7 protein-coding genes are annotated in these 11480 nt (G+C 62.1%); 6 read left to right on the top strand and 1 reads right to left on the bottom strand.

All coding sequences use genetic code 11. The annotated features are described in order from the left end of the window. The first annotated feature begins 455 nt into the window (after nt 1-455). The 6 genes from K6V06_RS17075 to K6V06_RS17050 all read left to right on the top strand — a co-directional run bounded on the left by K6V06_RS17075 (nt 456) and on the right by K6V06_RS17050 (nt 8212). Complete coding sequence (locus K6V06_RS17075; RefSeq protein WP_222245316.1) at nt 456-3446, top strand: hypothetical protein; 2991 nt, start codon at nt 456-458, stop codon at nt 3444-3446. 291 nt (nt 3447-3737) lie between these two features. Continuing rightward, nucleotides 3738-5036 carry a DUF5623 domain-containing protein gene (locus K6V06_RS17070; RefSeq protein WP_222245315.1) on the top strand — a complete coding sequence of 433 codons (1299 nt, stop codon included), beginning with the start codon at nt 3738-3740 and terminating at the stop codon, nt 5034-5036. 269 nt (nt 5037-5305) lie between these two features. Further along, nucleotides 5306-6130 (top strand): hypothetical protein, encoded by an 825-nt coding sequence (locus K6V06_RS17065; RefSeq protein WP_222245314.1) that lies wholly within the window; start codon nt 5306-5308, stop codon nt 6128-6130. Between the two features lie 307 nt (nt 6131-6437). After that, a complete protein-coding gene (locus tag K6V06_RS17060; RefSeq protein ID WP_222245313.1) occupies nt 6438-7100 on the top strand; it encodes an SOS response-associated peptidase in 663 nt (220 codons plus the stop codon). 104 nt (nt 7101-7204) lie between these two features. Then, complete coding sequence (locus K6V06_RS17055) at nt 7205-7492, top strand: H-NS family nucleoid-associated regulatory protein (protein WP_222245312.1); 288 nt, start codon at nt 7205-7207, stop codon at nt 7490-7492. 405 nt (nt 7493-7897) lie between these two features. Beyond that, complete coding sequence (locus K6V06_RS17050) at nt 7898-8212, top strand: hypothetical protein (protein ID WP_222245311.1); 315 nt, start codon at nt 7898-7900, stop codon at nt 8210-8212. Between the two features lie 110 nt (nt 8213-8322). Here K6V06_RS17050 and K6V06_RS17045 read toward each other — a convergent pair whose 3' ends face one another. Then, nucleotides 8323-11478, bottom strand: a complete 3156-nt coding sequence (locus tag K6V06_RS17045; protein ID WP_222245310.1) for an error-prone DNA polymerase — start codon at nt 11476-11478, stop codon at nt 8323-8325. Nucleotides 11479-11480: the final 2 nt, after the last annotated feature.

Raw genomic sequence — 11480 nt, 5'->3', positions numbered from 1 at the left:
ACGAAGCGCCGGAGCACGTGTCGGCCTTGCCGTTGGAACGGCCGGCACCGGTGCACTATGTCCGCGGTGTCGAACTTGCTGCAACGTTGTCAGCCGAGCGCGAGAGCGACGCGCACGCATGGCTCGCATGGTTGGACCGCGTAAGCCAGCCGGGCGGGCACGGCTCATGGCGGCGTGCTGTACTAGGCGCTTTGGTCCGCTCAGAGCGGGCTCGGGAAGCATTAGATCGATGCTTGCCGGTCCTCGCAGCGGACGACGCGACCCTGCTTGTCGAACTAGTTCGCACCGCCATCACGGTGGACTCTCAGTCGGCGGCGCCATTGTGGTCGGCCGCTGGTGTTGACACTAGCAAGCTGCCCGCTGACTTCGTCGCACCGCGCGGCCCCGCTTGGCTCAACCTGATCGAATGGTCGCTTACTGCCGATGACCGTCTCCCGCCGGCTGCAGTGCCACAGATGGTCGACCTCTATCATCGCTGGAGCACCTTTTTTGCCGGACAAGATCGGTTGTCCCCGCGGCTCGTCGCGCGCTTGTATGCGTGGCTGGTGGAGGCGGAAGGAAAGAACCATCCCAAGACATCGGGCTTCCAAGCATGGAAGGTCGCCCAGCAAGCGCAAGGGTTGACCATGACGACGGCACAGGAGAACGAGCTACGAAACGCCTTTCTGTTGTGGTGTCGGCTCTGTCCCTCACTCACAGAGGCCTACCTGCGCGGCCTCTTCGAGCATCCATATCGACACGTCATTTTTCGCCAGCTGCTGTCATTTGTCGGCACAGCAGCGTACGCCGCCCCGAAGGCGCTGGCCGACCTCTTCCTGTCAGCACTGACCGGAGAAGAGGACGAACGCGATGGCCGGCGATCCAATAGGGGGGAGGAATTTCCAAGATGGGATCACGAGTTTTTCCCGCCATCTCCGGCCCGCCCGCCCTTTCTGACGCTTTTGGAGGCGAACAAAAATGAGGGGCTACGGCTAGTGCGCGGTGTGGTCGCCCACGCCGTGCGGTGGCGATATGGGGACGGTGATCCGGGTGAGAACCGAATTGAAGTTCCCTTTCCTAGTGGGCCCCGGTCGTTTCCTTGGCGCGCGACCTACATGTGGTCGCGCTCGACGGCAGGTGACAGTAACATCATTGCGTCTGCGCTGATGGCATTAGAAGGGTGGGCACACCTGCGTCTCGAGCGCGGGGAGTCCGTGCAGAGTGTCATTGATGATGTCCTGGGTTCCGAGGGATCGCCGGCCGCCTACCTGCTCGTCGCAGTGGATGTTCTGCTGTCCCACTGGCCCACGTCACGCGAAGTCTTGTGGCCGTTGGCCGCATCGGCGCAACTTCTGGCGATAGACAAAGATCGGTTCGCCCGGGACACCGTGAACCTTGGCGATGGCCTTACAAATTGGGTACGGCAGGAGCCTGCTGGGACCGTCCAGCTGGACAGCCTTCGGCGTCGACAGTCGCGCCGGCACGCGCTCGACGATGTGCTGGTTGAGTACGGCTGGCATGGGCCAGAAACGGTTCGCGTGGCGATGCAGCAAGCGCTGCGTGCCGAGTCTGAAAAGCTTGGCGAGCCGGATGGCGAAAGTCGGGGGCTGGCTGACCCGAGGTTTGCCGCGATGAGCGCCCTGAATCGGCTTGATCGCTCCAACTACAAGTTCGGAGGCATCGGTGAGAATGGCGGACAGTTCGTCGAATACGTGCCACCCGCACAGGAAGCGGCCCTATCGGCCGCTTACCAGCAGCGGTCAGAGCTGGAGCTTGAAGACACGCTTATTCGTACGAGATTGATGCGCGCCCTCACCGAACCGCCATGTCCGGCATTGCTGTTAGACCAAGGGGTCCGCTGGGCGTCCGACAATCCGGTGACATCCAACGATGAGCCTGACAAGGACGAGCAGGACTGGACCGATCGCACAAAGCTCATCGTCGCCGCGCTAATTCTCCGCGATGGAACCGACGAGCGCAAAGCACAGAGCGGCCAGTGGGCGCACGAGTTGCTCTTGGAGTCGGCGGATCGCAAGCCCGACGACCGCGCTCACGTACAGCAGTTGCCATACAACGCGGCGGCAATTGCCGCGGTAGGCCTACTCGCTGCGTATGGGAACAATGGTGATCCGGCGGATCTGAAGACACTCCTGCAGCTCGCTGCCAGACGTGATACTGGAATGGCCGCGGTCCTGCGGCTGGAGAAGTCGCGCGGCTTCTCATTGCCACCGATGCTCCAACGGTCGTTGATTCGTCTTGGCTTCGTCTCTGCGATCTACGCTGTGCGTCAGCACGATGAGGGCAGCTATATCAGTCGTGCTGACTTCGCCGCACGCCAAGAAGCGCTAGAAATGCAGCGCAAGCAGGCGGACCATGCCCGGCTCCAAAAAGCGGTCACGGCCGAGTTTGAGTGGCTCACGGTTGGCGGCGGTCCGGAGCCTGACTGGCCGGCACTGCCGGATCCTATCCCAGCCAAGAAGATTGAGTACATTCGGCTGAAAGAAGCCGGGCACGAGCGTGACCGTGCAATTCCGCCTCCCCGCGAGTTCGCGCTGGATGCTAACACCGGTGCTGAATGGCTAAAGCTTGCGGCGGACTATTGGCATGCGGACGATCCAGACGCGCTTCGCGATCTGGTGCGGCACTGCTGGCCATGGACGGCAGGCGCGAATGGCGTCGGATGCGGGTCCGAAGAGGAGCCGGGCGAACTGGCATTCGAATGGAACGATGCCTATTTCGCGGTGGCGGTGCTGGCCGGCGTTCCAACGGGGATGGCTGGCGTCCACGAGTATGTCCTGCACCCGCTTGGCCAACTGCCTGACGAGCGGTTTCTCGACGCAACGGCAATCGTGCTGCATGCGATGGACAAGCTCTGGTGCGATGGAGGGTCGGTGTCAGATACTGTCGCGATCTCGATCAGGGAATCGCTTGCCCAGCAGATGGCGACGACTCGTCAGTGGCGCCGCTTGACGGCACAGCCGTCCGAGGGGATGGAGCTTCACCTGGGCCCAGCGGTAGCCGCAATGTTCATGGGGTACCGCGATCTGCTAATAGGGCCTAGTTGCTATGTTTCACCCCCCGAAGCCGCACGCGCGTCCCTCGTTCTGCCCTTGCTGATCCGACTGGTTGAAGAAGCAGCGACATCCTCGTTTGTCGCAGTCGCAATGCTGGAACTGGTCAGCGTAAGGCCGCATGCCGATCAACTGAGCGTTGTGGATCGCGCGGTAGCGGCATGGTGGCGTGCGTGGGATGCGAACGCGAGGTTCTGGATCGATAGCGGTGTCGCACGGCGGGCGTGCGAGTGGATGGACAAAGCCGTGTTTGGCGGTGATGTCCCGCTCCCAGTGATTGAGAGCGCGGAGGTTACCCGAATTGTCGACGTCCTGGTGCAATGCGCGGGTCCACTGGGCCGAGCACTTGAGGAGAAGCTTGCGAACAGCAGGTCGAAGCCAGACTCCGCCGGGTAGTTGGACTTCGTCCCGTGTCTCCGGACCTGGAATGGCGAGCCACGAGCAGCTGGACCTTCCGGTTCGCTACGTCGCGCTCGCGTCGTGATGTGCCCACCCAAACGTCGGGTGGATCGAGATGCACTGAAGGGCTTGGCGTGGTATAGTGGCGCCTGCGTCTGCAGGCGCACGCTACCCGTCATTGCGAAGCTGGAAACGGCACTGTCTACATGATTTTTCTCTGGACGTGGCAAATCTTAGGCCCACGTGGCGGTCGACGGGTAACGCTTCAGCAAGGGCCGGAGAATCGTCATGACCAGCCTCTATACCCCGCCGTCCACTCTCGACGGCATCAAGCGCCGCGCTAGAGTTATAAAGCGCGACCGATCGGTTCCCCATCACCAAGCTCTCGATTTCGCCGCTCACGAGGCGGGATACGAGAACATTCGGCATGCGCAGGCCGTACTCGCCAGGACGGCACCCGAAGCAACGATCTACCTGACCTGCTATTGGGTGGGTGAAAGCGGTGGAATCCGAAAAGCGGGCCGCGAAACGCTCGCCATCTCAATGGCGAAAACGCTCAACCAAATCGTTTCTCGGCATCAGCTCGATCATGCGAGACATCTTGCCCCCTTCCGCATGGACTCCGCGGATCATCTGGAGCGGCGACTGGACGTCAACAGCATCGAGGACGCCAAGACCGAACTTCGCCATGCAGCGCGAAGCCTTCAGTTCATGGCGGCCACCGGGTTGACCCCCGCAACGACCCAGCGCCAACACCAGCTAATAGAGCGAAAAGTGAAAGGGTTGCCCGGCCGGGACCACGCATCGCTGTGGGTCAAAAACGACGTGGATGGCAGCGCCGGCTGGGTGTTCATGGATGAACCGTACATGAAACCCGAGCTCGCAATACGAGCGGAGTGGGCCTCGCAGCAAGGCCTCACCATGGTGCGCCCGTCATGGAATGGACTTTACAGTCCGAACAATGCGATTCCGTTTCTTTTTGGCCCGGACCAGCGACACATGGCCTCGATTGAGGCAGAGTTGATGGGCTTGCCTGTATCGGACGATGCGAGCAACTGGCGCTGGATGTCGGAGGGCTATTTCACCCAGTTCGCGAGTCCCGCACGCAAGGCGTGTGGCAAGTCCCGTCGCGCACGCCCGATGCCGGCCCCCTTTGGCGTGGAGCGCGGCGGTTCGTTGCCCTACGGGGCTAGGGTAGGCGGGGCCCCTTCGCTATGGCGGCCCGCGCATCGGATGGCTTTGGAGTTGCACCTTGCAGTAGGGTCACTTTTCCGCGCGCTCGCTGTCTCCGGTCTGGCGTGGCCGGCGGCCCACCGTCTGGGAAAAATCCGGTCGCTACTGGACGATTGGATTCAACGGGAATACCCGGGCGATGAAATGAGCGCAGATCAGTTCCACGCGGCGTACTACGGCGGATCGGCATCGCCGATTCTAGAGCCGGCACAGCAGCTCGCGACCGTCCGGGAGATTCGCGAGACATTGACCCGCGGCTACAAAGTGTGCAAGCCACGGGACAAGTTGCTTGCCGAACTCGTTGCGATTGAGGCGCATTTCGTTAAATGGTCGAAGTTGCGTCGCTCACAATAGCGCGGGGCGCTTCGGGCGGCAATGGACCGGCGACAACTGAACTTGCCTGTCCGGCGCCCCAGCCATGGCATTCCGGGCTGGGTAGCGCCGGTCGGCTTGGGCGCTGGTTGGCGCCACGATTGCGGTTTACCAGCGCAAGAAATGAAAAGGGCGCTCCGCAGAGCGCCCCCAAAGCAGGAAGTCGGGGGTCCGCCCACCCTCTCAGGCGGCTGCCAACACTGATCCCGACTTTTCGCTTCCTAATATAAGGAATTTTGGTCCGCGAGTCAATGGAACAACTAAACGACGAAGAACTAGCTGCAGTGTCCGCGTTGCTCTCCAGCGAGCGCTTGAGCACTTTCGAGCGCATGGCAGGGTCAAACCGAGGCGCAATCGCCCTGCATCAGGAGATGCTGCGTCTCGCCGCGGCCCTGATGACCGTTACCGCGGTCGTCGAAATCGCCCTGCGCAACGCGATATGCGACAGGTTGACGGAGCACTTTGGTACTGCAGACTGGCTTCGCAACCCGCCAGCACCCTTCGCGTGGGACTCAGAGGAACGTTGGAAGATCAGAAGTGCCGAGAGGAGCGCACGACAAGCAGCCTATGCAAAGCTCACGCAAGAGCAGAAGCGGGCGCTTGACAAGGTGGCATTCGAGCAGCACGAGGGGATGCCACCCCCCGGCATTCCTCATGAAGAACTGTCTAGGGCTCGGCAGGGAGCCATCCAGGTTCCGATGGGGCAAGTTGTCGCGCAACTGACTATGTATTTCTGGAAGCGTTTGCTGTCGTCTGACTACGAACATGCACTGTGGAAGCCTGCGTTAAAGCGGGTCTTTCCTTACAAGACGATCTCCAGGCCCGTAGTTGCAGCTCATTTGGAAGCGATCTACCAATCCCGCAATCGGATCGCTCATCATGAGCCGGTCTATGGCCGGCGTCTAGCACAAACTGAAGCGGCTTTCGATTTTGTCGCGCGTCATCTAGGTTCCCGCGGGACGGATGGAGCGACCCCCTTGCAGAAGCTACTCGACCCGGAACTAGCGGAGCTGCGGGCCCGGGCCGAAGACATGCGAAGTCGATTGGCTGCGCTGCAGGCGCAAGAAGGAGACTGATAGACTGATGCCAACCGCGATGGACCATTAAATGGTACGAGCACTGAAGACAGCGCCGGCACCGCTGCCCCCAGGGCGCTACTTGATCCGCACGCGAGAAACGACGCCTATTGCCGCTGCAGTGAATGGGCACGCCGCGGTTCACCCGGCTGCGGAATGCACCAGCGACGGAAAATGGTGCGTGTTTCACCGTGACGGTCGGGAAGTGTGGAGCTGCAACGCTGTCTATGCCGCCGCCAACTTCGACGTCGAGCCGCGCTGAGGTTTGAGCAAAGGGCGAGTAGCCCCACTGAAGGAGCGATCCTCGATGTGCGCGAACTACCAGCCAACACAACGAAAGCTGCTGCGAGACGTTTTCGGCGTAGAGCCACCGGATCACCTGGATTGGAAGCCAGAGACATGGCCAAACTACGGGGCGCCTATCGTCCGAATAGGGGAGGGCGGGCTTCGGGAGGCGCTAGTCGCCAATCTTGGCATGGACCCCAAAGGGCGTTTCGACACTTTCAACGCTAGGTCGGAGACTGTGGGGGAACGCCGCACCTTCTCAGGCGCTTGGCGCGCGGGACAGCTTTGCTTAATACCAGCGATAGCGATCTTTGAGCCGAATTACGAGGCGGACCCGAAGAAGAGCATTCGGTATCGGATTTGGATGAAGAACGCGCCTGCATTTGCCGTCGCTGGTCTCTGGCGAGGCTGGCCAGATGGCTCGACCTCATTCACGATGCTGACCGTCAATGCCGAGCACCATGCCGTTATGCGACGTATGCACAAGCCGGGGGCGGAAAAGAGGGGCGTCGTCATCCTGCCGCCGGAAGAGTGGGACAACTGGCTCACCTGCCGTCAGCCCGAGCTTGCACGTAGTTTCCTAAAGCTACCACCTGCCGAGGCAATGGATGCAGAACCGGCCCCTCTTCCGCCAAGGCGTACTGTTGCTCTAACGACCGCAGACGCCGAGGGCGAAAGCTCTTAGCTGACCCGCAACCTCACCGTCGCGCCAACATGTCCGATTATGTGGTGCCATGAAGCGGTTGGGCGAATATCTGCACGACAACTGGAACAGACAAAGGAACTTGGATGGCTACCTACAGGGAACTGCTAGCTGAGAAAGAAAGACTGGACGCCGAATTGGAGGAAGCCTGGCGGACCGAAGTCGCAGCCGTTATTGAGACGATCCGGGCCCAGATGGACGCGTACGGCCTTACTGTGGATGATCTGTCCCCACGGCGTGGTCGGTACAGAGGGGAGACGGCGCCGCTGCCGCCGAAATATCGGGACCCGAGAACGGGCAAAACGTGGTCAGGCCGCGGCCGCGCTCCCGCTTGGCTCGGCAAGAACCGGGACCGGTTTCTCATTTCTGAATAAGCAGGGAGCCTACCGGTCTGGTAAGGCGGTCCGTTGGTCGAATATTGTTGCGTGTTGCGCACGCCAACGATAGATTGACGTTCCTCGGAGGGGCATGTGCCCGCCGAGATTGAAACGTGCGCCCGCCGAAAGCTGGCGTGCTGTGGTGATTCCACATCAACCTGTCGGACCAACGGAGTTGCTTTATGACGCAGCAGCGTCCCTATTATTCTTCCCTTTTTTCCTGCCTGTACGATGAGCCGGCTCCTCTGGGTAGGCCACACCACTCGGTCTTCCGGTGCGTGGCGCCCCCGAGCGAATATCTTCCTGCTCCACGTCCTTACGTCCAACATTTCGCAATTGTATGGGACAGCGATCACGATAGTCGCATCATTTGTCGCTGAACAGCTATTGATGGGCGGACTTATGGCGCCCATCTTCGCGATGGGCGAGCGCAAAGCGACACTTACGGTCTGGTATGACGAGCGCCAGATGCCGCCAGCCGAAAGCAGCCCGCTAACAGAGGACTGGAAGACAGAGATCCGACGCCTTGCGGAAACCGGATTTCATGACGACTGCTGGCTCGTTGAGTTTGAGCCTTATGTCGCGTACGACGCGCGAGACGCTACTGACGTCGACGTCGATATGGACATCCGCGTGATCGACTATCGGTGGAGCCTTGGACTGGCGCCCTTCGGACGGCGGTTCTCGAGCCGCCCCGTTGCCGACACGAGGCCATAGCCCCTTCATCAGGAACGGAAGCCGCCAGAGGGGCGGCCTTTTTCTTAGCCCGGCCCAAAAAACTGTGCCTTGCGGTGTTGAGCTTCGCTTTGTATCGTGTTCCGGCGCGCCTAACAGAAATTCCGGCTACGGGTATCCAACTCGCCGAGCAGCATCGACAGATCTACAGCTCGCTGCGCCACAAGGTGCTTCACATCCCCATCGGCCTGCCATTGCCCGTAGATGCCGATCAGCGATGCCCCCAGAAATTCCTTGCGAAACTTCTCCAGTACACCGGGCCAGACGATCACGTTCACCGTGCCAGTCTCGTCCTCCAGCGTCATGAACATGACGCCGTTTGCGGTACCGGGACGCTGGCGTACGGTGACAAGCCCCGCCCCTCTGGCAAGCTTCCGATCTGCATAGGTGGAGAGGGTCGCCGCCGACTCAAACCGCCGGGCCGTCAAGTGCTCGCGCAGCAGGGCCAACGGGTGCCGGCGCAAGGTAAGCCCCATGGTCCGGTAGTCAGCGACGATGCCTTCGGCCTCTGTGGGTTCGGTGAGGGCGGGGGAGTCCTCCACGATTGTCGTTGGACGCAGCAGGTCTTTATCGGGTACCGCTATGCTCGCCTGCCACAGCGCCTGGCGTCGATCGCCGGCCAGCCCTTCCAGCGCATTGGCGGCCGCCAGCACCTGAAGGTCATGGCGGTCCAATGAGGCCCGCCGTGCCATGTCGGCGACCGAGCTAAATGGCTGTACCGCGCGTGCCTCCGCGATTCTGCGCGCGACCTCCTCGCGCATGCCGCGGAGCAGGGACAAGCCCAGTCGTACCGCCGCAGGCGGCCCGCCCTCGAGGACCGAATCCCACCCGCTTATCGTCACGTCGGCTGGCAACACGGCGACGGCGTGACGCTGCGCGTCCTGAATCAGCTGGGACGGCGTGTAGAACCCCATTGGCTGGCTATTGAGGAGCGCGCAGAGGAATGCGGCCGGCTCGTGGCACTTGAGCCAAGCGCTTGCATAGACCAGCAGTGCGAAGCTCGCAGAGTGGCTCTCTGGGAAGCCATACTCCCCGAACCCCTGGATCTGTTGGAAGATGCCCTCGGCGAACTCGCGGTCGTAGCCACGTTCGAGCATGCCGGACACGATGCGCTCGTGGTAGACGCCCAGTCCCCCCTTGCGCTTCCACGCGGCCATGGCCCGGCGCAGCTGGTCAGCCTCGCCGGCGGAGAAGCCTGCGGCCAGCATGGCCACTTGCATCACCTGCTCCTGAAAGATCGGCACGCCCAGCGTGCGTGACAGCGCCTTCTCCATCGCCGGGCTGGGATAGGTCACCGCCTCTTTGCCTTGGCGCCGGCGCAGGTACGGGTGGACCATGCCCCCCTGCACAGGACCAGGCCGCACGATCGCCACCTCGATGACCAGGTCATAGAAGGTGCGTGGCTTGAGCCGAGGCAGCATCGACATCTGGGCCCTCGACTCGACCTGGAATACTCCCATCGAGTCCGCACGGCACAGCATGTCGTAGGTCGCGGGATCTTCGGCCGGAATGTCCTGCAGTTCGAATACCTCGCCTCGCTGTGCCGCAACGAGATCCAGTGCGCGACGGATCGCGGACAACATGCCGAGCGCGAGCACGTCGACCTTGAGCAGGCCGACGGCATCCAGATCGTCCTTATCCCATTGAATGACGCTGCGATCCGGCATGGCGGCGTTCTCGATCGGCACCAGTCGCGACAGTTTGCCGCGCGCCAGCACGAAGCCGCCGGAGTGCTGCGACAGGTGGCGCGGGAAACCGAGCAGCTGCGCCGCCATCGCCGCCCAGCGCTGTGTCAGCTCGCTTTCCATGTCCACACCGCTCTCGGCAAAACGCCGTAGCAGATCGGCCTGACTGTCAAACCACTGATGCGACTTGGCGACCAGGTCGACAATGGCTGGATCCACCCCAAGCGCCTTGCCGGATTCGCGCAAGGCACCCCGTGGCCGGTAGGTCGATACCGCGGCCGCCAGGGCGGCGCGGTCACGGCCGTACTTCTGGTACAGGTACTGGATGACCTCTTCGCGTCGCTGATGCTCAAAGTCGACGTCGATATCGGGAGGCTCGCCGCGCTCCTTCGAAATGAAGCGCTCGAACAGCAAGTTGCCGCGAGCCGGGTCCACCTCGGTCACGCCCAGACAATAGCAAACGGCCGAGTTTGCCGCGGAGCCGCGGCCCTGGCATAGGATGCCGTTGGAGCGGGCGAAACGGACGATATCGTAGACGGTCAGGAAGTAGGGCTCGTACGCCATATCGCGGATCAACGCCAGCTCGTGCTCGATCTGTTCCTGCACGCCGTGAGGAATGCCTTGCGGGAAGCGACGGTGCGCGCCAATGTAGGTCTCACGCCGCAGGTAGTCCGTGGGCGTGATGCCGTCGGGGATCACCTCGTCCGGATACTCGTAGCGCAGCTCATCGAGCGAGAACTGGCACAGGTTGGCGATGTGGACGGACTCGTTCAGCAGCCGGCGAGGGTAGAGATCGGCCAGGCGCAGGCGTGAGCGCAGATGCCGTTCCGCGTTTGGCATCAGCGCATAGCCGCACTCGCCCACCGCCTTGCCAATTCGAATTGCGCTTAGAACATCCTGCAGCGGCTTGCGAGAGCGAACATGCATGACGACGTCGCCCGCGGCCACGAGACGAAGGTGATTCGCGGCGGCCGCTTCGTAGACCGCGGCCCGGTGCAGGTCGTCCAATGGCCGGTGCAATAGGGTCAGGCCCATCCACGCACGACCGGCAAAGGTGCGCGCGATCCAAGCGGCCTGATCGTGCAGCCTCTCCGCTGGCATGCCGTACTCGGGGGTGAAGACGATCAGGCAGTCGGGAAGGCCCTTCAGGTGGGCGAACTCGCCTTCTGGCGCCTCCAGGTCCCGCAGGGTGAGCCAGTAGCTGCCCTTGGTCACACGTGTCCGGCCGAGCGTAATGAACTCGCACAGGTTGCCATAGCCTTCGCGGTTGCGAGCCAAGGCAACGAACGATAGGGCAGGGCGGCCATCGGCATTCACGAGCGTGAACGATGCGCCCACCAGCAATTTGAGCCCGTGCGCCTTCGCTTCCGTGTGAGCGCGCACGATGCCCGCGAGGGAGCATTCATCGGTCACTGCCAGCGCGTGATAGCCGAGGGCTGCGGCGCGCTCGACCAGTTCCTCCGCGCGTGAGGCGCCCTCGAGGAAGCTGAAATTGGAGCGGCACTGCAGTTCGGCATAGCCCGGCAGGCCCGCAATCTGGCCAGTGGTAGGCGGGTGCGTCATGG

It is taken from the genome of Cupriavidus sp. AU9028, assembly GCF_019795295.1.
In the GTDB taxonomy this organism is placed as follows: Bacteria; Pseudomonadota; Gammaproteobacteria; order Burkholderiales; family Burkholderiaceae; genus Cupriavidus.
This window is presented reverse-complemented; position numbering and strand designations above follow the sequence as displayed.

Coding starts and splice junctions, on each gene's coding strand:
- K6V06_RS17070 (WP_222245315.1), top strand. CDS start 3,738: ATGACCAGCCTCTATACCCCGCCGTCCACTCTCGACGGCATCAAGCGC.
- K6V06_RS17065 (WP_222245314.1), top strand. CDS start 5,306: ATGGAACAACTAAACGACGAAGAACTAGCTGCAGTGTCCGCGTTGCTC.
- K6V06_RS17050 (WP_222245311.1), top strand. CDS start 7,898: ATGGCGCCCATCTTCGCGATGGGCGAGCGCAAAGCGACACTTACGGTC.
- K6V06_RS17055 (WP_222245312.1), top strand. CDS start 7,205: ATGGCTACCTACAGGGAACTGCTAGCTGAGAAAGAAAGACTGGACGCC.
- K6V06_RS17045 (WP_222245310.1), bottom strand. CDS start 11,478: ATGACGCACCCGCCTACCACTGGCCAGATTGCGGGCCTGCCGGGCTAT.
- K6V06_RS17060 (WP_222245313.1), top strand. CDS start 6,438: ATGTGCGCGAACTACCAGCCAACACAACGAAAGCTGCTGCGAGACGTT.
- K6V06_RS17075 (WP_222245316.1), top strand. CDS start 456: ATGGTCGACCTCTATCATCGCTGGAGCACCTTTTTTGCCGGACAAGAT.